Origin of the sequence: Kitasatospora sp. MAA19 (genome assembly GCF_029894125.1) — a bacterium.
Classification (GTDB): Bacteria; Actinomycetota; Actinomycetes; order Streptomycetales; family Streptomycetaceae; genus Kitasatospora.
On the sequence record NZ_JARXYZ010000014.1, the window covers coordinates 31,448 to 55,970 of the forward strand.

Genomic DNA, 24,523 nt, shown 5'->3' on the forward strand with positions numbered 1-24,523 from the left:
CCATCGGCCGTCAGGGCAGGCGCTCGACGAGGACCATCGCCGCGTCGTCGTCCAGCCGCCCGCCGACGTGGGCGAGGAGGTCGCGGCGCAGGTGGTGCAGCAGGGCGGTCGGGCGCTCGTCCTGCCAGGCGGTGACGCGTTCGGTGAGCGGGTAGAAGCGCCGGCGGGCGTCCCGGGCCTCGATCACGCCGTCGGTGTAGATCAGCAGCCGGTCGCCGGGGCGGAACGGGAAGGTCTCCACCTCGTAGTGGAGCGGGGCGAGGTCGCCCAGGCCCAGCGGCGGCGCGGGGTGGCGGGCGGCCACGGCGGTGATGCCGTCGGGGCGCAGCAGCAGCGGGGGCGGGTGGCCGCAGTCGATCAGCCGGACCGCCGTGCCGTCGTCGGGGATGTCGAGCAGCACGGCGGTGATGAAGGACTCGCCGCTGTCCTCCGGCAGGGGCGTCCCGTCCGGCTCCTCGCCGCGCAGGCGGCGCCGGCGGGTCTGTTCGCCGAGCTGGGCGAGGTCCCAGCAGACGCTGCCGTCCAGGTAGGCGGCGAGCCCGGGCAGGTCGGCGTGCAGGTGGGCGGCGGCGCGGAAGGCGCCGAGCAGCAGGGCCGCGTCGCCGAGCGAGGACAGGCCCTTGCCACGGACGTCGCCGACCAGCAGCCGGGTGCCGGTGGCGGTACGGGCGGCCGCGTACAGGTCGCCGCCGACCTGGGCCTCGGCCTCGGCGGCCAGGTAGACGGAGGCCAGGTGCAGCGGCCCGATCCGGGCCGGCAGTGGGCGCAGCAGCACCCGCTGGGCGGCCTCGGACACCGAGCGGACCTGGGCCAGCTCGCGCTCGTACCGTTCGCGCAGCACTCGCAGCCCGACGATCAGGGCGGAGACGACGAGTTGGGCGCTCAGCTGGGTCTCGATGTTGGCGCTGGTGAGGCCTTCCCGGATGGCGCCGATGACGGTGAGCGCGGCGAGAGCCAGCACGGCGATGCCGGCGGTGGCCCGGGCGCCGGCGAAGGAGGCGGTGAGGGCGGGGGCGACGATCAGCAGCGGGCCGAGGTGGACCTGGGGCGGGGAGAGGATGTCGACGACGGTGATCACGAGGATCAGCGCGAGCGACAGCCCCGTCAGCACGCCATGGTCGGGCCGCCGGGAGCGGCGGCGGTCGCGCGGGCGGTCGCGGGGGCGCGGGTCGCAGGGACGCTGCCGAAGTGGCACATTTCCTCTGTACACCGTCGGGGCGGTGCGGCGCATCCCCGGGCGCGCCCCGGCTTCGGCCGGCCCCGGGGACCGGTCGCGCTGGGTAGCGTCAGCCCTCTTCGCCGTAGCGGGCCAGGTAGCCGGCGAAGCGGGCGACGTCCTCGTCGGACCAGTCGGTGAAGCGGGCGGTGAAGGCCAGCCGGCGCTGCTCGTTGGCGTCCCGCAGCAGGGCCAGCCCGGCCTCGGTGGCGCGCAGGATCTGGCCGCGCTGGTCGTCCGGGTCGGCCTCGCGCCGCAGCAGGCCGAGCTTCTCCAGGGCGGTGACCTGGCGGCTGACGGTGGACTTGTCGAGCATGAAGTGGGTGGCCACGTCGGCGGCCCGGCAGCCGCCGCGCTCGGTGATCAGGTCGAGGATGCTGTAGGTGACCAGGGAGAGGTCGGGGTGCAGCTGGGAGGCCTTGTGCCGGGCACGGCGGGCGAAGGCGGTCAGCTCGCGCTGAATGGCGTCGATGGACGACTGGCGGCCGGGCACGGCGTTCCTACCTCCTCGATATTTGTTGCACTATACAACGGAATCGCCCGGGTTCGCGCGCCGCTCCGGGGCGGCCCGCCCCTGGGTGGCCTGCCAGGCGCGGGCAGCGGCGATCCGGCGGGTCGCACTCGGGTGAGTGGCGAACAGTAGCTCAAGCAGCCTCGGCGGGTCGACATCGGACACGTTCACCAGCGCCAGCCGACGTTGCATGGCGACGAACTGCTCGGCGTCCGAGGTGAGTTCGAGTGCGTGCCGGTCCGCCCTGGCCTCGATCCGGCGGCTCACCGCGCACTGCGCCGGCCCCGACAGCACCCCCAGCAGCGCCGCGCACGCCGCCAGCAGCGGCAGCGCCCGCGGATCGGCCGCATCCGCCGCCCCGGCCGCCGACAGCAGCGGTCGCCAGGCGCCCAGCAGGCCCAGCACGGCCACCGCCGCGGCCGCGCCCACCGCGCCCAGCGCCGTCCCGGTCGGCACGTCCCGGTGCTTCACATGGCCCAACTCGTGCGCCACCACCAGCTCCACCTCGCGCGGCTCGGCCGCCGACAGCAGCGTGTCGTAGGCGACGATCCGGCGGGTCGTGCCCAGCCCCGAGACGTACGCGTTGAGGGCGGTGGTGCGCCGCGAGGCGTCCGCCACCAGGACGTCCCGCACCCGCACGCCGGCCCGCTCGGCCAGCGCCAGCAGGTCGGTGCGCAGCGGGCCCGGCGGCATCGGGGTGAAGCGGTTGAACACCGGCTCGATCAGCAGCGGGTGCAGGAAGGACAGCGCCGCTGTCAGCACCGCCGCCGCGCCCGCCGCCGGGAGCCACCAGTGCCGCGGCGACCAGGCGGTCAGCGCGAACAGTCCGAGGGCGAGCGGCAGGACGAGCACCAGGGTCAGTCCCAGGCCGCGCAGCGCGTCCACGGCCCAGCCGGCCCAGCCCTGCGTCACCAGCCCGTACCGGGCCCGGACGGCCCGCACCCGGGCGCCGAACGGCAACCCCAGCGCCTGGCCGAGCACCACCAGGGCGGCCGCGCCCGCCAGCACCTCGGCCGTCCGGGAACCGCCGAACCAGCCGCCGACGGCGGAGACCAGGCCGGCGCCGACCGGGGTGAGGCCGAGCAGCAGGGTCAGGGCCAGGCCTGCCAGTCGGCCGCCCAGTGCCCAGGGCAGCTGGGCGCGGCGCAGGGCGCGGCCGCGGGCGCGCTCGGCGGGGGTGAAGTCCGGGGGTTCGAGGCCGGCGGAGGTGCTCCCCGTGGGTTCACGGCCGACGGGTTCACGGTAGGCGGGTTCGCGGCCGGGAGGGGCGCTCCCGGCGGGGGCGGTGGTCTCGGTGTCGTCCATGGGGTGCGTGCGGCTCCAGGCTCTGGCGGACGTGGCGGTTCAGCATCTCCTACCGCGCCGGGGCGGTGCTCAGTCCTCGGCCGGTCCGGTGGCGCCGTGCACGCCGGCGCGCAACAGCTGGTGACCCAGGTCGACCAGGGCGCGGCCGACGGCGAACTCGTCCCCGACGGCGGGTGTCGGGGCGTCCAGCGGATTGCGGCGGGCGAGGGCGTCGCTGTGCAGGACGCCGCCGTCGGTGTCCAGTACGGCGTGCACCCGGGTGGTGTCGCGGTCCTCCACGACGTGCAGGCTGAGCTGCCAGTCCTTGGTGCGGACGGCGTCGACGGCGGCCTCCTCCCCGGTGGGCCGCCGCGGCGCGGAGGCCGTCCCGTCGGCGCGGACGATCACCACCGGGCAGACCCCGTGCACCGCGCAGCGGGTGCTGACCGAGCCGAGCAGCGTGCGGGCGAAGGTCCCGCGGCCGCGGCTGCCCAGCACCAGCAGGTCCGCGCCCTCGGCCGCCTCCAGCAGCACCTCGGCGGCGTAACCGAGCACCAGGCTCTCCCGGACCTCCACCGGGCGGTTCGGGCCCACCACCTCGTCCACCTCGACGGTCAGGGTGCGGCGGGCGGCCTGCTCGAAGCCGTCGTCCACCATCGGTGCGAACCAGCCGTACAGCGACGGGTACTCCCAGGCCGCCACGGCGTGCACCGTCGCCCCGGTGAGGACGGCCTGCCCGACCGCCCAGCGCAGGGCCGCCTTCGAGGGCTGTGAACCGTCGATCCCGACCACGATCCGGCGCGCCCGGCCGGGGGCGGGTTCGTTGCTGCCCATGGCCTACCACCTCCGGCGGGAGCCTGCGTGCGGCAGGCTTCCGTGTCGTTGTCCCCGCTGTGTTGCCCCGGGCCGGTGTGCCGCCCCGGTGTGCTGCCCGTGTGAGGCCGGGCCCGGGTGATGTCCGTGTGACGCCCCCTCCACCACGCTGCGCGCGTGCGCGCCCGGTGCGCCAGGGACGGGATGGCCGGGTCGGGTGGGGCGGTTGGGACGGGACGTCCTGATGGCGGACGCGTCGCTGGTTCCGGTGCCGTGTGGTGTTCGCAATGGTGCGGATCCGGGGCGGATGAGTGCTGAAGCCGTGCCGTAGGCTGACCGCTTCTGAATCGACCTCGGGGGGATCACTCATGCGCCGTGCCGCGGCCGTCGTCGCGCTGTTCGTCGGGCTGACCGCCGTCGCCGCCTGCGGGCCCGACGGCCCCGCCCCGGCGCCGGCCGCCGCGCCCGGCACGACGACGGCCCCCGCCGGCACGCCCACCACCCCGGGCGCGGCGCCGTCCGGCACCGGCGCCGGCAAGAACGCCGCGCCCCGGCCCGACGGCAGCATCACCGTCGCCTTCGCCGGGGACGTCCACTTCGAGGGCCGCACCGAGGCCCGGCTCGCCGTCCCGTCGCCCGAACAGGCCCTCGGCCCGCTCTCCAGGACGCTCGGCGAAGCGGACCTGTCCGTCCTCAACCTGGAGACCGCGATCACCGGGCGCGGCGCCCCGGAGCCGAAGACCTACACCTTCCGCACCTCGCCCAAGGCGCTCTCGGTGCTCAAGGACTCCGGCGTCGACGTCGTCTCGATGGCCAACAACCACGCCGTGGACTTCGGCGCCGACGGCCTCACCGACACCCTCGCCGCCAAGGACTCCTCGCCGATCCCGGTCGTCGGCGTCGGGCGCAACGCCAAGGAGGCGTACGCCCCGTACGTCACCACCGTGCGCGGTGTGAAGGTCGCCGTCGTCGCCGCCAGCCAGGTCGAGGACCTCACCAACCAGAAGTGGCGGGCCGGCGCCGACAAGCCGGGCATCGCCTCCGCGCTCGACGCCCCCGCGCTGGTCAAGGCGGTCGAGGCGGCCAAGCGGCAGGCGCCCGTCGTCCTCGTCTACCTGCACTGGGGCGACGAGGGGAAGTCCTGCCCGACCGGCCCGCAGACCGCCATCGCCAAGAAGCTCGCCACCGCCGGCGCCACCGCCGTGGTCGGCACCCACGCGCACACCATGGTCGGCTCGGGCATGCTCGGCACCACGTACATCGGCTACGGCTTCGGCAACTTCCTCTGGTACGGCACCTCCAACTACGCCTTCTCCAACGAGACCGGCGTCACCACCCTCACCCTCACCGGCGACGGCAAGGTCACCGGCGAGGCCTTCACCCCGGCGACCATCGACGACAAGGGCGTCCCCGTCCCGGTCGCGGGCGCCACCGCCGAGGCGGCTCTCAAGCGCCGCGACGCCCTTCGCGGCTGCACCGGCCTCACCCCGGCCCCGGCGGCCGCGCAGCACTGACGCGGGCGCGCAGCGCTCTCTCTCCCTCCCTCTTCTTTCCCTTCCTCGCCCACGAGTTGGAGCGTGCCGGGCGCCGGTTCCTTGGCGGGGGTGGTCAGGGCGCCGCAGGTCGAGGTGGGTTCGGGCGTGGGGCGTCCGTGCTGTGCGCGGCGTGAGGAGGTCGGTGCTCCGCGTGATCGGCGAGACGATACGTCTCGTACTGGCTCAGGCCTCGGAACTGGGGGCGGTCGGGTCGGAGTCGGCCGGGGTGGTGGCGAGTTGACGGTGGCGCAGGACAAGGACGGCAACGCCCACAGCCCGGCGCTCAGCCTGGAGAAGCTTGCCGAGATCGACGGCGGCTGGCTGTTCCTCTCCACCCTCACCGACGACGGCAAGTCCGCGCTCAAGGACGTCCAGACCAAGCCCGCCTACCAGGAGCTGAACGCGGTCAAGAACAACCACGCCGTCACCGTGGACGGCTCGGTCTGGTCCACCCGCGGCGGCCCGCTCGCCGCCGACGTCGTCATCGGGGACCTCGGCAAGGCGCTCGCCTCCTCCTGACCGCCCACCCCAACGCGAGGGAACCGTCATGGAGTTGACGATCCATGGCCTCGCCGCAGGCTACGGCCCCGGCCGCCCGGTGCTCGGCGGCGTCGACCTCACCGTCCCGGCGGGGCAGGTGGTCGCCGTCGTCGGCCCGAACGGCTGCGGGAAGTCCACCCTGCTGCGGGCCGCCGCCCGCCTCCACCGGCCGGACGGCGGGCGGGTGCTGGTCGGCGGTGAGGACATCTGGCGGCTGCGGCCGCGCCAGGCCGCGCACCGGGTCGCGCTGCTCCCGCAGAGCCCGCAGGCTCCCGAGGCGGTCACCGTCGCCGGACTCGTCCGCTACGGCCGCCACCCGCACCAGGGGCTGTTCCGGCAGTGGTCGGCCGACGACGAGCGGCTCACCGCGCGGGCGCTGCGCGCCACCGGCGTCGAGGAACTCGCCGGCCGCCGGCTGGACCGCCTCTCCGGCGGCCAGCGCCAGCGCTGCTGGCTCGCCATGGTGCTCGCCCAGGACGCGCCCGTCGTCCTGCTCGACGAGCCGACCGGCGCGCTCGATCTCGGCCACGCCGTCGAGGTGCTGGAGCTGGTCCGGGAGGTCGCGGCGGGCGGGCGGACGGTGGTCATGGTGCTGCACGACCTCGCGGCGGCGGCCCGCTACGCCGACCTGGTCGTCGCCCTGCGCGGCGGCGTGGTGGTCGCCAGCGGGCCGCCGCGCGAGGTGGTCGACGCGCCGCTCGTGCGCGCGCGGTACGACATCGACAGCCACGTGCTCGCCGCCCCGGGCGACGGCGCGGCCCGTGATCGTCCCGCGGGCGCCGTCGCGCTGACGGCGGGTCTTCGACGGCGGGTTTTCGGCGGTGGGTCTTCGGCGGTGGGTTTTCGGCGGCGGGGTGGCGGGTCGTCGCGCCCGCTGTGCTGCGCTCGCCCGCCCCGGCTGCGCCCTCCGGGGTGGAAGCAGGCTCCGCGGGGTGGCCGCCCTGAGGGTCCGCTTCCCTTGGCAGCGGGCCCCGTTCACTCGTTCGACTGGTTTGGGCTCCGGGGTCCGCGGAGCGGCCGCCCCGGCCGTCGTTTTGTCAGTGCCCCTCGCTACGTTCCTCCCATCGCTGACCGACAGGTGAGGAGTACGTCCGTGGCATGGGTGGAGACAGACGCGGGAGGCTACCGCGTCGCACTCGACGGGGAGGGCAAGGTGGTGTGCCGCAACGCGGCGGGCCGCGAGCTCAAGTCCCTTCCGTCGAAGCTCGGTGACGACCCGGTGGTCGCCCAGCTCCGGCAGCTCACCGAGTGGCTGGCCGCCCACGAGCGGCGCTGCCAGGAGGACGTCGAGCGCTGGATGGTGCGCTCGCTGCCGGTGCCCGCCGCCGTGCTCACCGCGGTCTGGGCGGACGAGGCCTGGCAGGCCGTCCTGCGCGACCTCGTGGTCACCGGGGCGGACGGCGCCGTCACCGGCTTCCTGCGCGGTGCGGACGCCGAGCGCGGGCTCGGCCTGGTGGACCTGGACGGCGACACCGTGCGCCTGACCGACGGCGAGATCCTGATACCCCACCCCGTGCTGCTCCCGGACCTCGACGACCTGCGCGAGTTCGCCGTCGAACTCGGCGTCTCCCAGCGCGTCCAGCAGCTCTACCGCGAGGTCTGGCACCGGCCGGACTCGCCCTCGTCCGGCACCGAGTCCTCGTCCGGCACCGAGGTCACGACCTACGCCGGCGGTCGCTACCGGGAACTGCGTGAACTGCTCGGGCGCTGCGCCCGACTCGGCCACCGGGTGCGCGGCGGCTCCGCCGTCCAGCCGGTGGTGGAGGACGGGCACACCGTCGAGGCCCGCGTCTGGGTGGGCGACTACTACGAGTACGACGCCTGCGAGACCGGCGCGCTCAGCTGGGCGGGCCCCGACGGCCGGGCTCTGCCGCTCGCCGAGGTCGGCCCGGTCGCCTGGTCCGAGGGCATGCGGATGGCCGCCGCACTGTACGCAGGCCGCACGATCGAAGGGGAGGACGCGGCATGACCGCCACCGCACAGCAGGCGAGCACCGCACCGCACACGAGCACCGCACAGCCGACGAGCACCGAGCGGCCCGACGGCGCCGAGCGTCACGAGAGCCTGCTCGACGCCGGGGCCGTGCTCCCGCCCGGCACCCTGCCCGGTGCGGGCCGCCCCGACAGCGCCGCCGACGTGCTCACCGCCCGCGCCTACACCCACCCCGCGCTCGACGGGCGCCGGATCGTCCGGCTGGTCCCCGGCGCGCTCGGCCCCGCCGAGGACCTCGCCGTCGAGTTCCTCGGGCTGGCCCCGGACGGCGCGCCCGCCGAGGTCGGCCAGGTGCGCCAGGAGGCGCTCGGCTTCCCCGCCTGGGCCCTGATCCACGACCCGGCCAACGGGCACCACGCACTCGCCCTGGTCAAGGAGATGGAACGGCTCGCCCGCCAGGCCCGGTCCAAGCCCGGCGCCGCCAAGGACGGCTTCGACGCGCTCGCCGCCCGGCTCGGCCGCGCCGTGCCGCACTTCCTGCCCACCTTCTGCGAGGAGGTCGGCCGGATCTTCCTCGCCCACGGCAACCAGACCTACGCCGCCGCCTGGTTCGGCAAGGCCCGCGAGGCCGAGCGCACCCACGGCCTGGCGGTCGACGAGGAGCGGCTGCGCGCCGTCTTCCTGGAGTTCGCCCTCGCGGGCGCACTCACCGTCAAGTCCCTGCGCCAGTACGTCAAGGAGCTCGCCGGGCGGCTCGACCCGCTGACCGCCTGGCAGCGCTTCCGCCAGCTCTGCACCGAGCGCTCCGCCGCCGGCATGGCCCCCTACGCCGGGGTCGCCGAGGACGCCCGCGCGCTGATCAAGGCCGCCGGGCTGGACCGCACCGAGCACGAGCAGGCGCTGCTCGCCGAACTGCTGGCCGCCCCGGGCGTCAACCGGGCGCCGGCCGCGTTCTGGAAGTCCTGGCAGGGCCCGCTGACCGAGCTCGGCAAGCGCGACGCGTCGGTCCGGGCCCGCCTGCTGGAGCTCACGCCCGATCCGGCCGGCTCCGACGTCGCCCCGAACGACACCGCCTGGCTCGGCCTGCTCGCCGAGACCGGGGCCGAGCAGCTGCTCACCGGCCCGCGCGCCGAGGGCGCCGAGCCCGCCGCCGCGTGGCTCCAGCGGTGGTGCCACCACCTGGGGCGCGGCTGGCGCTCCCGGCCCAGCTGCGCCGCCACCGTCGCCCTGGCCGGCCGGATGGCCGAGCGGCTGCGGGCCGACGGCGTCCCGGTGGACCTGTACACCGGTGCCCGCCGCAGCCTGACCCAACTCGACCTGCTGGACCGACTGCTCGCCGACGGCGTGCCCGTCGCCGACCCGTCGGCCACCCACACGTTCGACCTCACCGGCTGGGTCGACCAGTGCGGCCCCGACGGCGCAGGCCTCGCCGCCGTCGCCGCCGACCCGCGCTTCCGGCCCGCCCTGCGTGCCGCGACCCCGCCCGCCTGGGACACCGCCGTCAAGCGGGGGGTGCCCGCCCTGCCGCTGCTGCGCCGGCTGTTCGAGGAGTGGGCCGAGCTGCGGGCCGAGGAGCTGACCGCCGCCCGTGGCCTGGCCGGCGCCGCCGACCTGGTGGGCGCGCTGACCCCGTACCGCGCCGCCATCCGGGCCGTCGCCCCGGCCGCCGCGGAGCGGATCGCCGGCCTCGACGTGGCCGCCCTGCTCGCCGGGGCGCTCGGCGCCGGCATCCTCGACGAACTCGGCTGGCCCGCCCTGGAGCAGGCCCTGGCCGAGCTCGCCGACCCGGCGGCCCCGCCGGACGCCGCCGCCGTGTCCGCCCTTCCCGCTGCGCCCGCTGCCGCCGTCGATCCGGACGCCGACCCGGGCACCGATCCGGCCTCCGGGGCGAACGACGCACCCGGCCTCGGCGCCGCACGCCTCACCGGCCTGAGCGTCGAGGACGCCTGGCCGCACCTGATCCTCGCCCGCCACGACCGGGTCGTCGTCGTCGGCCCGCAGGGCGTCGTGCTGGAGCACACCCTGCGCCTGCCCGCGCTGGAGAGCTGGAACCGGCCCCGGCTGCGCTTCGTCGACGGCGAACTCCTCGTCGTCTGGTACCAGGACGGAAAGCAGCAGGCCTACTGGTCCAGCCGTCCCGACGAGGTCGTCGAACTCGGCGGCCAGCGCATCGCCGGCTACCACTACGGCGAACGGGACCCGGAGGTCCCCTCCCTCCCGCTGCCCGGCGGCGGCCGCACCACCGGCGAACGGCCGCTGCACCCCGGCGACACCCGGATGCCCGCCGAGCACCGCGTCCTCGGCGACGGCACCGGCTACTGGACGCTGCGCCACGGCCAGGGCGGCGCCGCCCTGCGCGAACTCGACCCGCACACCGGCACCCTCGGCCGCGCCGCCGAACCGCCGGTGATCGCCGCCACCGCGGCCGCCGGCCCGCTGGACCCGGGCCGCAGCAGGCTGCTGCCGCTGCAGCCCGGCCTGGAGCAGACGCCGCTCGGCACCGACGGCACCGTGCTCGGCAGCTGGGTCCGGGTCGACCCCGGACGCACCGTCACCACCGGCACCGCCGACGGGTCGACCATCGTCCTGCCGATCACCGGCCGCCACCCGGACAGCGTCCCGATCGGCCGACTCACCCTCCCCGGCCAGGCCCGTCCGGTCGTCACCGAGGCGCGCCGCGACGGCCTCGCCCTCACGCTGCCCGACCTGGCCGCCGACACCGACCGCACCACCGACCTGCGGCCCTGCCGCGCCGGAGACCTCTCCGCCGCCGGCACCGCGCTCGTCCCGCCGCTCGACCACTGGCACGCCCTGCGGCCCCGCGACGAGGCCGGCTCCCGCGTCCTGCGCACCGTCGGCACCGAGCAGGCCGCCCGCCTGATCGACGCCGCCTGGCCGGGCGACAGCCGGCCGGTGCCCGAGGAGGAGCAGCGCTGGATCACCGTCCAGGGCGTCCGGCGCCCGCTCGCCCGGTCCGGCGCCGCCCGTACCCTGCCGCTCCAGGCGGTCGGCGCCGTCCTGCCCGGCATCAGCCACCCGCTGCTGCTCGCCGGGGTCGCCGGGCTCGCCCGTGGCGCCGCCGACCTGCTGGCCCGGATCGCCCGGTTCCTCCCGCAGCCGGAGGCCGAGAAGCGCTCCGGGGCCGAGGCCGCCGAACACCGGCCCGAGCACGGCCGCGACCACGAACTGCGCGACGCCGTCGACACCCTGCTGCCCGACGTCGACGGCTTCGGGCCCGGCTGGGGCACCGCCGACCGGTGGCGGGTGCTCAACAACCTGCGCACCGTCACCGCCGTCCTCGCCCAGCCGCCCGCCGGCACCGGCGACGGCTGGAGCAGCCCGGCCACTGCCACCCTGCAGGGCGAGGCCGACCACCACGGCTGGCTCCACCTGCTCGGCCGCCTGGACACCCTCGCCTACGGCGTGGCCGCCCCGCTCACCGAACCGGCCCACCGCTCCAGCCTGGTCCTCCTCCTCGGCGAACTGACCAAGGGCGTCCTGGCCGACCGCGGCGCCACCCTGCGCGAGATCGTCCTCGCCGAACCCGCCGCCCGGGCCAACCACAACCAGCCCGCCGTCCAGCGTCAGGGCCAGGTGCTGCGTCACGGCGACCGCACCGTCGTCATCCTCGGCCACCGGAAGCACCGCGACGACACGGAGCAGTGGCTCGCCGTCGACCACGACCCGAGCGGTGAGTTCGGCCCCGTCGCCCACTTCACCACCGTCGAGGAGCGCGGCACCGAGGAGCGGATCAGCGCCGCCTGGGTCGCCGAGTTCCGGCGGGTGGCCGCGTTGCGCGGCAGCGTCCACTGGGAGCCCGCCCGCGCCGCCGCCTTCGGCGAACTCACCGGGATCGGCGCCGCCCGCGCCGCCCTGCTGCTCAGCCCGCCGCCCACGCTCTTCGAGTGGTACGGCACCGTCCTGCCCGCCGACCGGCTCGCCGAGTACGGCCTCAAGTCCGCCGAGGCCAAGGCCGCCCGCGACTGGCTGCGCGGACACGACCGGGCTGCCCTCGCCGCCGTCTGGAGCGCCCTGCTGCCTGCCGACCCGAAGGCCCTCTGGACCGAGGGCCCCGACCTCGACGCCGGGGCCGCCGCCTGGATCCGGCACTTCGGACGGCTCGTCACCCTCCCCGAGGCCGCCCAGGCCACCGTCAAGGGCGTGCGGATCGAGAACATCGAGGCGGTGCTCAACCCGGCACAGACCCCCTGGCTGACCGGCACCACCGCCTTCCGGCTCACCGACGACGGCCGGGCCACGGCCCAGCTGGTCGCCGAGGACCCGGCCGCGGCACCCGACTCCGGCGACCTCGGGCGCACCCTCGACGCCCTGCGCTGGCTCGCCTACCACCTGCCCGCCGACAGCCCGCTGCGCCCGTTGCTGCCCTCGGCCGCCGCCGCGCTGCGCGGCCGCCTCGCCGACCCCGGCCTGCTGCTCGACTTCCACCTCATCCACACCGCCAAGGGCACCTCGATGTCGGCCGTGCTGCGCGCCCACTTCGGCCTGCCGGCCGAGGGCGGAGCCGACCCGGACGGACTGGTCCGCTGCGGCCCGGCCCTCGTCCTGACGCCCTACCACGCCGAGTTCGAGCGGATCTGGCTGCGCCCGGCCGGGCTCACCGGCCCCGACGACCCGGTGCTCGACCTGCTCAGCGGGCTGGGCGAGAGCTACTGGCTGGCCTCCGAGCGGGCTGCCATCGAGGCCGTCCTGCGCGGCGAGGCGGAGCACCTGGCCGCCTCCGGCTCCATCCCAGCTTCCGCGGACGCCGACGCCGACGCTGACGCCGACTCTGCCGATGCCGCCACCGCGGCCACCGGTGAGCAGGCCTGGCTGCAGCATCCGCAGCACACCGTCCCCGACCTGGTGATCGAGGTGGCCCGGACGCACGGCCTCGGCGAGGACGCCGCCGTGCTCTACCTCCAACTGCTCGCCCTGCCCGACCCCACCGACCGCAACGTCGCCCGCTGGACGGGCTGGAAGCCCGCCCGGCTCAAGCGCGCCCGCGCCGAACTCGCCGCCACCGCCCTGGTGCTGGAGGCCAAACGCGCCCGGGCCGGCCGCAGCCTCTTCCTGCCCGGCGGCTGGCAGGAGGCCAAGTCACCCGCCCTGCCTGCCGAGACCTGGAAGGCCGGCCTGTACGACCTGCCCACCCACCAGGCCTCGCTGCCGCACCTGCCGGTCCCGGAGCTGTTCGTCCGGGCCTGGCAGCGGATCCTCGACGGCGACACCCCCGGCTACGAAGAGCTCCAGACCAGCAAGCGCAGGAAGGCCCGCCGATGAGCACCGCCACCACCGCCCCCGACCGGGCCGACACCGCCACCGTGACCCGGCAGATCATCCCGCCCGAGGAGAAGTACGCCGCCGAGCTGGAGTTCCTGGCCGCGCACGACACCGGCCCGCGCCCGCCCGGCTGGCGGCTCACCCCGCGTGCCGTCGTCACCTTCGTCATGGGCAGCGACGGCGAGAAGCTCAAGGCCGGCCGCCGGAGCCTCGCCGTCGAGCAGAAGTTCGTCGGCGAGCGCGCCCTCGTCGAACGCTGCGTCGTCACCCTCGCCGGGGAGCGCGGCCTGCTGCTGGTCGGCGAGCCCGGCACCGCCAAGTCCATGCTCTCCGAGCTGCTCGCCGCCGCCGTCTGCGGCACCAGCGCGCTCACCGTCCAGGGCACCGCCGGCACCACCGAGGACCAGCTCAAGTACGGCTGGAACTACGCCCTCCTGCTCGCCAAGGGGCCCAGTCGGGAGGCCCTCGTGCCCTCCCCGGTGCTCACCGCGATGACCACCGGAGCGGTCGCCCGCGTCGAGGAGGTGACCCGCTGCCTGCCCGAGGTGCAGGACGCGCTGGTCTCCCTGCTCTCCGAACGGCGGGTCGCCGTACCCGAGTTGGCCGGCACCCCGGACGGGCAGCTGCACGCCGCCGCCGGCTTCACCCTGATCGCCACCGCCAACCTGCGGGACAAGGGCGTCAGCGAGATGTCCGCGGCGCTCAAACGGCGGTTCAACTTCGAGACGGTCGGCCCGATCGCCAGCCTGGCCGCCGAGGTCGAACTGGTCCGCAGCCAGTCCACCGCCGCCGTGGCCCGCGCCGGAGCCCCCTACGCGGTGGACGACGCCGTCCTGGAGGCCCTGGTCACCGCCTTCCGCGACCTGCGCACCGGCCGCTCCACCGAGGGCTGGGACGTCGAGCGCCCGTCCACCGTGATGAGCACCGCCGAAGCCGTCTCGGTCGCCACCGCGCTCGGCGTCTCCGCCGCCTACCTGCCCGACGGAGGAGACCTGCTCGGCCGCCTCCCCGGCCAGCTCATCGGCGTCGTCCGCAAGGACGACCCGACCGACGCGGCCCGGCTGCTCGGCTACTGGGACGGCCCGGTCCGTCGCCGTGCCGAACAGGGCGCCGCCACCTGGCGCACCCTGTGGGACCTCCGCCCGGCACTGGAGGCGTGAGGCGATGAGCAGCGCGGTGACGCCCGCCCCGGCGGGCCCCTCCCACCCGGCCGACGGGCACCCGGCCGACGGGCACCTGGCCGACGGGCGCCTGGACGACCCGCGCCGGGCCGTCCAGGCCGAGATCGACCGGCTGGCCGCCGCCGGCACCGACCGGCCCGGGCCCTACCTGATCGGCGTGCGGCACCACGCACCGTCGCTCAGCGCGGTCCTCCCCGCGCTGCTCGACGCCGCCAAGCCCGAGGTGGTGCTGGTCGAACTCCCCGCCGAGTTCCAGCCCTGGCTCGGCTGGCTGGCGGACGAGGCCACCGAGGCCCCGGTCGCCCTCGCGGCCGCCCCGGCCGGTCCCGACGACGGCCCGGACGGCGGTCCCGGTCCCGGCCCCGGGCGGCTCGCCTTCTACCCGTTCGCCGACTTCTCCCCGGAACTGGTCGCCCTGCGCTGGGCGCGGCGCAACGGCGTCGAGGTGCTCGCCTGCGACCTCCCGCTCGCCCACCGCACCGCGCCCAGCGACGGAGACCGGCACGCCGCCGACACCCCCGACACCCCCGGCGTCGCCGACGCGCTGCGCCGACGCCTCACCGGGCGCGACTCCGACGACGACCTGTGGGACCGCCTCGTCGAGACCGCCGCCCCCGGCTCCGCCCCCGACGCCGTCCGGCGCGCCGCCCTGCTGGTCGGCTGGGCGCTGCGCCGCGACGCCGAGACCGGCCCCGGCGTCAATCCGTACGACCTGCGGCGCGAAGCCTGGATGCGCGCCCGGATCCGGGCCGCGGCGGCCGGCGGACGCCGGGTCGCCGCCGTCGTCGGCGCCTTCCACGCGCCCGCCCTGCTCGACGGCCCCGCCGCCACCGACGAACCGCCGCACCCGGACCACCCCGGACACGTCCTCTCCCTGATCCCCTACACCTACCCGCTGCTCGACGCCCGCTCCGGCTACCCGGCGGGCATCCGCGACCCCGAATGGCAGCACACCGTCCTCGACGCGGGCGGTGACCCGGACCAGCTGACCCGGGCGCTCACCACCACCGCCGTCCGGATCTGCGAGGCTCTGCGCAGCCAGGACCACCCCTCCGGCCCGGCCGACGCCCGCGAGATCGTCCGCCTCGCCGGCGACCTCGCCCGCCTCCGCGGCCACGCCGCACCCGGCCGCGGCGAACTCGTCGAAGCCGTCCAGACCGTCCTCGCCCAAGGCGAACCCCTCGGCCGCGGCCGGGCCGTCGCCCGCGCCCTCGAACGCGTCCTGATCGGCACCCGCACCGGCCGCGCCACCCCCGCGGCCCCGCGCAGCGGGCTCGCCCCCGCCGCCGAAACCCTCCTCGCCGACCTCGGCCTGCCCGACCCCGCCGACCCCGGCCCCCGCGAACTCCGCCTCGACCCGCTGCGCACCCCCCTCGACCGCCGCCGCGAGATCCTCCTCCAACGCCTCGCGGCCTGCGCCGTCCCCTACGCCGACCCCGTCACCACCGCCGGCGCCGGCGGCACCGAAGCCCTCGGCACCCGCTGGCGCCTCCACTGGACCCCGGCCACCGCCGCCATGCTCACCGTCGCCGGCACCCGCGGCGTCACCCCCGCCCAGGCCGCCGAAGGCGCCCTGCGTGAACGCCTCCGCCGCGAACAGCAGGTCGACGGCCCCACCGCCCGCGAGGTCCTCCAGGGCCTCGCCGACGCGGCCGCCTGCGGCCTCCCGGGCCTCGTCGACACCCGCCTCGCCCAACTCGCCACCGTCCTCCCGTCCTCCGGCACCCTCCCCGAACTCCTCGACGCCCTGGCCCTCCTCGACCGCCTCACCGCCGGCCACATCCCGGGCTACACCCCCATCCCTGGCGGCGCCCCGGGCGCGGCCCCCGGTGTGGCGGGCATTCCCGGCGAGCCGACGTCTCACCACCTCGCCGCGCCCGCTGCCGTCGACATCCCCGAACCATCGCCCACCCGTAGTGGGCTCGCTGTCGGGCACGGTGCGGATCGGCTGGGGGCGGTGGGCGAGTTGCTGACCGTGGCGGCTGTGCGGCAGCTGGAGGGGCTGGGCGGGTCGGACGATCCGGCGGATGCGCGGGCGCTGGTGGAGTTGGCGCGGCGGGCGGATCTGGACGGTGGACTGCGGTTGGGGCACGCCCTGGCCGAACTCGCTGACCGGGGAAGTCCGTTGGTGCGCGGCGCGGCCGGGGCGGTGCGGGTGCTGCTGGGCCGGGAGCGGGCGGAGGTGCTGGGCGGGCGGACGGCCTCGTGGGTGGACGGCGCGACCGGCCCGGAGGCGCGGCATGCGCTCGGGCGCGGGCTGGTCGGTCTGCTGACGGCGGCGGAGGGGCTGTTCGCCACCGCGCCGGAGGCGCTGGACCCGCTGCTGGAGCGGGTCACGTCGCTGCCGGACTCCGCCTTTCTGGACCGGCTGCCGGCACTGCGCGGGGGCTTCGACTCGCTCAGCCCGGCGGCCAGGGACCGGTTGCTGGTCCTGGTCGAGGAACGCCTGGGCACCCGGCTCTCCGGCCTGCCCGAGGAGGTTCCGCCCGCCGTGCTGGCCGGCTGGGTCCGCGCCGATCTGGCCGCCCGCGCGGCGCTGGCCCGTCGCGGTCTGCTGCCGCCGGTGGCCGGGGTCCCGGAGCCGGCCACCGGCGCGCCCGAACCACCGCACCGCGGCGGGCCCCTCCCGGCCTCGTCCGGCGCCCCGCAGGCGCACGCCCTGGCCCCGGCCGAGCGCTGGCGGTTGCTCCTCGGCCGCCCCGGCAGCGGGGGCCTGAGCGGTCGCAGCGCCCGACTCGCCACCGCCCTCGACGAGTTGTACGGCAGCGGGCGCGGCGAGGGCTCCGGCCCGGGCCTGGACGGGCGGACCGGACGGGGCGGACGCGAGGCGCCCTATCCGGGGGTGCGTGAGTGGGCCGAGGAGTTGTCGGCGCTGTTCGGGCCGGGCGTTCGGGAGGAGGTGCTGGCGGCCGCCGTGGCGCGGGGCCGGACGGACGTCCTGGAGGCGATCGAGCCGGGCGCCGTCCGCCCGTCGGTCGATCTGCTGCGCACGGTGCTTGAGCATGCGGGCGGCCTGCCCGAGGCGCGGGTGGCCCGGCTGCGTCCGCTGGTGCGGCGGCTGGTGGACGAGCTGACGCGCGAGTTGGCGACCAGGCTGCGCCCGGCGCTGACCGGGATCAGCGTGCCGCGCCCGACGCGTCGACCGGGTGGCGGGCTGGACCTGGACCGGACGATCCGGGCCAACCTCGCCACCGCCCGCCCGTCGGGGGACGGCGGCACGATCATCGTGCCGGAGCGTCCGGTGTTCCGGACCAGGGCCCGGCAGGCGGCCGACTGGCGGCTGATCCTGGTCGTGGACGTCTCCGGGTCGATGGAGGCGTCCACGGTCTGGGCGGCGCTGACGGCGTCGATCCTCGCCGGGGTGCCCTCGCTCAGCACCCACTTCGTGGCGTTCTCCACCGAGATCGTCGATCTGACCGAGCGGGTGGAGGATCCGCTGAGCCTGCTGTTGGAGGTGCGGATCGGCGGCGGCACCAGCATCGCGAGCGGGCTGCGGTACGCGCGGAAGCTGGTGACGGTGCCGTCCCGGACGCTGGTCGCGGTGATCAGCGACTTCGAGGAGGGCGGACCGGTGGGCGGGCTGCTGGCCCAGACCCGGGCGCTGGTGGACTCCGGCGTGCACCTGCTCGGCTGTGCGGCGCTGGACGACACGGGGACGGCCCGTTACTCGAAGGCGGTCGCGGGCCAACTGGTCGCGGCCGGCATGCCCGTGGCGGCGTTGAGTCCGCTGGAACTGGCCCGCTGGGTGGGGGAGAAGGTGCGATGAGCGTGGCGGAGCGGACGAGCGGCTGGCCGACGGTTCGGCCGGAGGTGGTCGCCGAGGTGGTGGCCGGGCTGAGCGCCCGGTTGCAGAAGCGGCTGGACGGCGCGGCGGCGAAGCTGGCGGAGCGGCCGGTGACCCGCAGCGGTGACGAGTGGCGGGTGGAGGTGGACGAGGAGACGGTGCTCGTGCTGCACGCCCCGGGCGGGGTGGTCGCGGAGGCATCCGACGTGCGCTGCGGCTGCCTGCTCGCCCCGGCCTGCGTGCACCGGGCCGCCGCGGTCACGCTCTGCCCGCTGGCCGACCCGGCCGAGGAGACCGCTACGGCCGAGCCACCCGAGCGAGCCGAGCCGATCGGCCCGGCCAAGACGGCCAAGACTGCCAAGACGGCCAAGACGGCCAAGCCGACCGAGCAGCCGAACCAGCCCGACCAGCTAGACCAGGCAGACCAGCCCGAGCCCGCGCTCACCGCGCTCGAACTGGCGGCGGCCCGCCACCTCCACCGGGCCGGGTGCGCGATCCTGGCCGCCGGGGTGAGCGGGGCGGGGGCCGTCGCGCAGGCCGAGCTGCTGCGGGCGGCCCACCGGGCGCGGCTGGCGGGGCTGTACCGCCCGGCCGCGGCGGCGGTTGCCGTGGTGACGCGGGTGCGCGCGGCCCGTTCAGGGGCGCCGGACCACCGACTGGCGGACCTGGTGGCCGGTCTGCGCGACCTGCTGGACCTCACCACCGCCCTGACCTCCGCCCTGACCACCGGCTTCGGCCCCGTCGCCGGACTGCGCGGCACCGCCCGCCAGGTGTACGGCGAGGAGGGCGGGCTGCGGCTGTACGGGCTGTTCGCGGAACCGGTGCTGACGGCCACCCACGCCGGGGTGGTGAGCTGGGCGGTGGACGCGGACGGCCGGCTCAGCACGGTGGCCGAGGTGATGCCGCACGGGGACGCGGCGGCCGCCGCCCCGCAGGCGGTCGGGGCGGGCAACCGGACGGTGCGGCTGGGCGAGGCCCCGCTCAGTCACCGGGAGTTCAGTCGCGCCGGGCTGGCCGTGCAGGGCGCCACCCGATCCGCCGCCGGGCGGCTGGGCGCCGGCGCCTCCGTCCGGGCGGTCCGGGCGGCGGGCGCGGCGTGGACGGCGGGGGCACCGGCCGCGCTCTGGGCCGAACCGGCGGCCGCCCAGGTGGCGCGGGCGCTCGCGGCGGAGTCGCTGCCGTACGAGAGCCGACCGGCCGGGAGCGATCTGCTGTTCCTGGACGTCACCCTGCTGGGCCCGGCCCCGGTCGGCCAGGGCGGGGCGCCGCAGCTGCTGGCGCGCTGTGCGGGCGGCGTCGGTACCGGCGCCGGTAGTGGCGACGGCGCTCTGGTGGTGGCCCTGCGGGCGGGGCACGAGCACCCGGGGCTGGCCTTCCGGGCGAACCTCGCGCTGCTCGCCACCGCGCCCGGCCTGCGGCTACGGGTGATCGGCCGCCTGGAGCGCTCGGACCGTCCCGAGCTTCGCCTGCTCGCGATCGGCACACCCCCGGAGCCCCTGGCGGACCCCGGGACCGCCGGCCCCGGAGCCCCCGGTCCCGCCGGACTCCCCGCGCTCGTCGTCCCCGCCGACCGGGCCGGCCGGATCAACCTCGGCCTCGAACGCCTCCAGACCGCCGACCTCCAGACCACCGGTCCGGCCGCCACCGGCCCCGGGACCGCCGCGCCCGTCGGTGTGCCACCCACCGACGCCGCACCCGGCCTCCCGGCCACGGTGCCGTACGGCCCTCCGGCCCACGTGCTCGGCCGCCGGGTCGAGCAGACGGTCACCACCGGGCGCCACGCCCTGGCCCCGGGCGCGGCCACGGCGGCCGCCGACCGGAGCCTGCTGCGCGTCGCAGGGCTGGCGACGGCGGCCGAGCTGCTCGACACCCTGCGGGCCGCCGCGGTCGACCAGCGCCGCGACGTGTTCGGCCGGGTCGTCCCGGACGACCACGAGGCCTTCGCCGGGGCCTGGCTGGCGGCCGCCAGCTACACCGAGGAGCTGGCCACCGCGCTCTGTTCCGCCGCCTGGGCCGGGGAGGAGGGATAGCCGGGGAGGCCGATCCGGCCGCCAACCTGGCACAGCACGGCCGCCGCCACCTCCCAACGGATACGAACGACCCGGCGGACGGGCCGATCCGGCGGGGAGGTATAAGGAAAATTAGTTGCACAGACAGGTAATCCGCGCCGACTGGCATACTTGTCTGACGAGGGACATTGCGGGACGCGCAGGGGAAGGCGGAACGCGCAGGGAAACGGAAGGGAAGGCGAGCGATGGGGATCCGCGACGACGCGGCCGAGATCCGGGCCCGTGGCTGGCGAACTCTGGCCGCGCTGCACGGGCTGATCGACACGGCGCTGGAGAAGGCGCTGCAGGCGGAGCACCGGCTCTCGGTGGTCGAGTACACGGTGCTGGACGCGCTGTCACGGCAGGACGGGTGGCACATGCGGATGCAGCAGCTGGCCCGCGCCGCGGCGCTGAGCAGCAGCGCGACGACCCGCCTGGTGACCCGCCTGGAGGATCGCGGGCTGCTCAGCCGCTACCTCTGCGCCGACGACCGGCGCGGGATCTACACGGAGCTGACGCCCGAGGGCCGCACCCTGCTGGCAGCCGCCCGCCCGGTGCACGACGCCACCCTGGAGGCGACCCTGGCGCAGGCCGCGGAGGTCCCGGAGCTGGCGCCGCTGGTGCACGCCCTCGCCGGACTCGACGACCCGGCCGACCGCGCGGAACCGGCCGACCGCGCCGACCGCACCCCGGTCACCGCCTGACCGTCCGCGCCTGCCAGACCGTCGGGGAGGCCGAACCCCGCGCCCTCACCGCCGCCCGGCGGACAGGGCGTTGCGGTGCACCTGGTCGAGCAGGGCGAGCAGCAGTTCCTTGCTGGACGCCCGCTCCCGCACGTCGCAGAGCACGACCGGGACGTCCGGCCCGAGGTCGAGGGCGCGCCGGACGGCCTCGGGGCTGGCGTCGCGGCGGCCGTGGAAGCAGTTGACGCCGATCGCGAACGGGATGCCGCGCTGCTCGAAGAAGTCCACGGCGGCGAAGCTGGATTCGAGCCGCCGGGTGTCGGCGAGGACGATCGCGCCGAGGGCGCCGAGGGCGAGGTCGTCCCACATGAACCAGAACCGGAACTGCCCGGGCGTGCCGAACAGGTAGAGCACCAGGTCCTCGCGGACGGTGATCCGCCCGAAGTCCATCGCCACGGTGGTGGTGGACTTGCCCTGGACGCCGTCGAGGTTGTCGACCCCGATGCTGGCGCGGGTCATCCGCTCCTCGGTCTGCAGCGGTTCGATCTCGCTGACCGAGCCGACCATGGTGGTCTTCCCGACGCCGAAGCCGCCGGCGACGAGGATTTTGACCGCGCCCGGCACCAGGCTCTGGGTCGTCAATTCGGGTCTCCTGGAGTGGGACTGAGAGATGCGGGGCGGGCGGGGGCCCCGCCGGGTCAGAGCCGGCGGACGCCCTCGATCACGGCCTGGATCAGCGAGATGTCCGGCGCCTCGGCGAGTTGGACCGGGGCGCGGGTGAGGATCAGCCGGGCCTCGGCCAGGTCGTCGAGCAGCACCTTGACGACGCTGACCGGCAGGTCGAGGGTGGCCGCGATCTCGGCGACGGCCAGCGGGCGCTCGCGGCACAGGTCGATGATCGCGGCCGGTTCGGGCGTGAGCCGGCTGGTGTCGGTGCGCGGGTCGGCGGTGACCACGAGGGTGATCAGTGCGAAGCCGTCACGGACCGGGCCGGTGCGCCCGTTGGTGATCGCGTAAGGGCGGACCAGATGGCCTGCGTCCTTGTCGTAGAACCAGGCCTCGTCGGCGTCGGCGGTCACGCACCGCCACCCGCGCCGACCTGGCCGGCGTCGCTGCGTGGCGCCGCGGTGAGGTACTGGCCGACCTGCTTGACCAGCACGTTGATCTCGTACGCCATCAGACCGGCGTCCACCTGCTCGCTGGTGAGGACGGCGAGCCGGGCGCCCTGCCCGGCGGTGGTGACGAACAGGAACAGCTGGTCCATCTCGACCACGGTCTGCCGGACCCGCCCGCCGTTGAACCGGTGTCCGGCGCCGCGGGCGAGGCTCTGCAGTCCGGAGGCGACGGCGGAGAGGTGTTCGGCGTCGGCGCGGTCCAGGCCCCGGGACATGCCGACCAGCAGACCGTCCTCGGAGAGGACGATGGCGTGCCGGGTCTCGGGTACCCGGGCCACCAGCTGGTCCAGCAGCCAGTTGAGGTCGCGCTGGGTGTCGGTGTGCTGCGTCATCACTGCTGTTCCTTGGCTTCCTGAACGGCGGAGGCATCCCGGACGGCGGAAGGCGCGGCCGGGGTGTGGGGCGCGGCGGGCGCCTGGGGGGCGGTGGGCGTGATCGGCGTGTAGGGGTCGGGGTCGGCCGCGCGGGCGGTCCGGGTGCCGCGCTGGATGGCGGCCATGGTGGCGCGGGAGCGCTGCGGTGACGGGTCGTCGGCCTCGGGGGCGCCGTGCCGGGGGCCGGACTGGGGCCCGGTCTGGGCGGGGTGGCCGACCACAGGGGGCAGCATGACGCCGGGGGCGTTGGCCTCACGGAGCTGCTCGGCGAGGCTGGCGTTGCGGACCCGCTGCGGCAGGACCCGCGGAGTGCGCAGTTCGCCGTCCTGGCCGTGCTCCAAGCGCTTCTCCTGGGCGCGGTCGGCGCAGGCGCCGTCGAGGGGCACGGCCGCAGGCTCGACCACCGAGTCCGCCGCGCGCCCGTCCCCAGCGCGCCCGTCCCCAGCGCGTCCGTCCACGGTGCGCCCGTCCGCCGACGGCTCGCCGACCGGGAGGTCGTACGGCTGCGGAAGGACGGGCCGGGGGACGACCACGGCACCGGGCAGGCCGGGGATCTCGGCGCCGACCGGCAGACCGCCGTTGGTCGGAGCTGGGGCGGCGCCCAGGGAGTACTGGGCGAGCAGCTCACCGGTGATCACACCGCCGTCACCCGCACCGTCACCCACGCGGGGCCCCGCAGGAACCCCAGGCACCCCGGGCACCGAAGACGCACCAGCCCCATCGGCCGCACCAGGCGCGGCCCCGGGCACCGGAGCCCCTGGCCCCCCGCCCAACAGCCCGCCGAGTACCCCGGCCAGCGCGCCCGACAGCTCCCCGTCCGCACCGCCGAGGTCGCCGCCCGCCGTCGGCAGCGGCTCGGGGACCGGTGTCCGGGTGACCCGCGCGCCGGACGGCAGCCCGGGGACTGCGGCCGGCTGCTCGGCCTGCTCCAGCAGCACGGACGGCACCAGCACCACGGCCCGGGTGCCGCCGTACGGCGAGGGCCGCAGGGTGACCTGGATGGCGTGCCGGGCGGCCAGCCGCGCGACGACGAACAGGCCCAGCCGCAGGTCGTCGCCGAGGGCGGAGACGTCCAGCTCGGGCGGGTTGGCCAGGTAGTCGTTGAGCCGCTCGTACTCCTCCTCGGTCATGCCGAGGCCGCGGTCCTCGACCTCGACCGCCAGGCCCTTGGGGACCTCCTGCGCGGAGACCTGCACCTGGGTGTACGGCGGGGAGAAGGTGGTGCCGTTCTCGATGAGTTCGGCGATCAGGTGGATGACGTCGGCGACGGCCTGTCCGCTGAGCGAGGCGCGCGGCACGCCCTGGACGACGACCCGGGCGTAGTTCTCGGTCTCGGAGACGGCGCTGCGCAGCACGTTGACCATGGGCACGGCGTTGCGCCAGCGCCGGGCGGGCAGGGCGCCGCCGAGGATGACGAGGTTCTCGGCGTTGCGCCGCATCCGGGTGGCGAGGTGGTCGACCGCGAACAGCTCGCGCAGCAGCTCGGGTTCCTCGTGCTCGCGCTCCAGGGCGTCGAGCATGCTGATCTGCCGGTGGATCAGGATCTGGGTGCGGCGGGCGATGTTGAGGAAGACCTTCTTCGTCCCCTCGCGGCCCTGGGCCTGGTGGACGATGGCGGCGACGGCGGCCTGACGGACGGCGGCGAGGCCGTCGGCGGTCTGCTGGACCTCGTCGCCGGCCCGCCGGGACGGCGACCAGGCGGGTGGTGTGGGCACCGGCTCCCCGGCGCGCAGCCGTCCGACGACCTCGGGGATCTCGTCCTGGGCGAGTGCGAGGGTGTCGGTGCGCAGCACGGAGAGGCGGGCGGACAGGGCCCGGGCGGCCCGGATGCCGCGGACCAGGCTGACCAGCAGGACCAGGGCCACGACGGCGCTGCCGGCGATCAGGGCGGTGCGGTGTCCGGCGTCGCGCAGCAGGTAGGCGGCGTAGCCCCAGGCGGCGGCGAGGCCCAGGCTGGGAACCAGCACGAGGGCGAGGAGCGAGCTGCGGAGCGAGCCGGACCGGCCGGCGCGGTGGCCCGTGCGGTGGGCCGATATGCCTGGCATCTGATTCCTCGTTGCAGGGCCGAGTCGCTGGGCCGAACGGCGGTTGGGCCTGTCCGCGGTCCGGCCGGGGCTTCAGGGCGCCACGGCCGGGGTGGCCGGACGGGGTGACGCGGTGTCATCGT

Annotated in this window: 15 protein-coding genes and 2 pseudogenes; 9 read left to right on the forward strand and 8 right to left on the reverse strand. The window is 76.4% G+C overall.

Annotated features, from left to right (window positions below):
- Positions 1-10: 10 nt before the first annotated feature.
- The 4 genes from P3T27_RS21760 to P3T27_RS41025 form a co-directional block, all read right to left on the reverse strand.
- Complete coding sequence (locus P3T27_RS21760; RefSeq protein ID WP_348534120.1) at positions 11-1,195, reverse strand: PP2C family protein-serine/threonine phosphatase; 1,185 nt, start codon at positions 1,193-1,195, stop codon at positions 11-13.
- Between the two features lie 91 nt (positions 1,196-1,286).
- Complete coding sequence (locus P3T27_RS21765; RefSeq protein WP_280680924.1) at positions 1,287-1,709, reverse strand: MarR family transcriptional regulator; 423 nt, start codon at positions 1,707-1,709, stop codon at positions 1,287-1,289.
- Positions 1,710-1,739: 30 nt separating this feature from the next.
- Positions 1,740-3,032, reverse strand: coding sequence for a M48 family metalloprotease (locus P3T27_RS21770; protein ID WP_280680929.1), 1,293 nt, complete (start codon positions 3,030-3,032; stop codon positions 1,740-1,742).
- Between the two features lie 69 nt (positions 3,033-3,101).
- Positions 3,102-3,845: a universal stress protein gene (locus tag P3T27_RS41025; protein WP_348534121.1), complete on the reverse strand. Its 744-nt coding sequence runs from the start codon at positions 3,843-3,845 to the stop codon at positions 3,102-3,104.
- A 347-nt stretch (positions 3,846-4,192) separates the two neighbouring features.
- Here P3T27_RS41025 and P3T27_RS21785 point away from each other — a divergent pair, with 347 nt between their 5' ends.
- The 9 genes and pseudogenes from P3T27_RS21785 to P3T27_RS21825 all read left to right on the forward strand — a co-directional run bounded on the left by P3T27_RS21785 (position 4,193) and on the right by P3T27_RS21825 (position 20,828).
- Positions 4,193-5,338, forward strand: coding sequence for a CapA family protein (locus P3T27_RS21785; protein WP_280680931.1), 1,146 nt, complete (start codon positions 4,193-4,195; stop codon positions 5,336-5,338).
- 267 nt (positions 5,339-5,605) lie between these two features.
- Positions 5,606-5,878: pseudogene (locus tag P3T27_RS21790) on the forward strand (ABC transporter substrate-binding protein); the annotation flags it as partial.
- A gap of 28 nt (positions 5,879-5,906) precedes the next feature.
- Positions 5,907-6,656, forward strand: a pseudogene (locus P3T27_RS21795) (ABC transporter ATP-binding protein); the annotation flags it as partial.
- Between the two features lie 345 nt (positions 6,657-7,001).
- Positions 7,002-7,868, forward strand: coding sequence for a DUF4132 domain-containing protein (locus tag P3T27_RS21800; protein ID WP_280681206.1), 867 nt, complete (start codon positions 7,002-7,004; stop codon positions 7,866-7,868).
- Complete coding sequence (locus P3T27_RS21805) at positions 7,865-13,111, forward strand: hypothetical protein (RefSeq protein WP_280680933.1); 5,247 nt, start codon at positions 7,865-7,867, stop codon at positions 13,109-13,111. Before P3T27_RS21800 ends, P3T27_RS21805 begins: the two co-directional genes overlap by 4 nt.
- On the forward strand, positions 13,108-14,271 hold the full coding sequence (locus P3T27_RS21810) for an AAA family ATPase (RefSeq protein ID WP_280680935.1): 1,164 nt from the start codon (positions 13,108-13,110) through the stop codon (positions 14,269-14,271). Before P3T27_RS21805 ends, P3T27_RS21810 begins: the two co-directional genes overlap by 4 nt.
- Before the next feature lie 4 nt (positions 14,272-14,275).
- A complete protein-coding gene (locus P3T27_RS21815) occupies positions 14,276-18,058 on the forward strand; it encodes a DUF5682 family protein (RefSeq protein ID WP_280680937.1) in 3,783 nt (1,260 codons plus the stop codon).
- Positions 18,055-20,106, forward strand: a complete 2,052-nt coding sequence (locus P3T27_RS21820) for a hypothetical protein (RefSeq protein WP_280680938.1) — start codon at positions 18,055-18,057, stop codon at positions 20,104-20,106. Before P3T27_RS21815 ends, P3T27_RS21820 begins: the two co-directional genes overlap by 4 nt.
- A 224-nt stretch (positions 20,107-20,330) precedes the next feature.
- Positions 20,331-20,828 (forward strand): MarR family transcriptional regulator, encoded by a 498-nt coding sequence (locus P3T27_RS21825; protein WP_280680939.1) that lies wholly within the window; start codon positions 20,331-20,333, stop codon positions 20,826-20,828.
- Positions 20,829-20,873: 45 nt separating this feature from the next.
- Here P3T27_RS21825 and P3T27_RS21830 read toward each other — a convergent pair whose 3' ends face one another.
- From P3T27_RS21830 to P3T27_RS21845, 4 genes are read right to left on the reverse strand one after another with little or no spacing between them, the layout of a single operon-like run.
- Complete coding sequence (locus tag P3T27_RS21830; protein ID WP_280680940.1) at positions 20,874-21,449, reverse strand: ATP/GTP-binding protein; 576 nt, start codon at positions 21,447-21,449, stop codon at positions 20,874-20,876.
- A 56-nt stretch (positions 21,450-21,505) separates the two neighbouring features.
- A complete protein-coding gene (locus P3T27_RS21835; protein ID WP_280680941.1) occupies positions 21,506-21,886 on the reverse strand; it encodes a DUF742 domain-containing protein in 381 nt (126 codons plus the stop codon).
- Positions 21,883-22,314, reverse strand: a complete 432-nt coding sequence (locus tag P3T27_RS21840) for a roadblock/LC7 domain-containing protein (RefSeq protein ID WP_280680943.1) — start codon at positions 22,312-22,314, stop codon at positions 21,883-21,885. Before P3T27_RS21840 ends, P3T27_RS21835 begins: the two co-directional genes overlap by 4 nt.
- Entirely contained in the window at positions 22,314-24,401 is a 2,088-nt protein-coding gene (locus P3T27_RS21845) for an ATP-binding protein (RefSeq protein ID WP_280680945.1), read from the reverse strand. Before P3T27_RS21845 ends, P3T27_RS21840 begins: the two co-directional genes overlap by 1 nt.
- Positions 24,402-24,523: the final 122 nt, after the last annotated feature.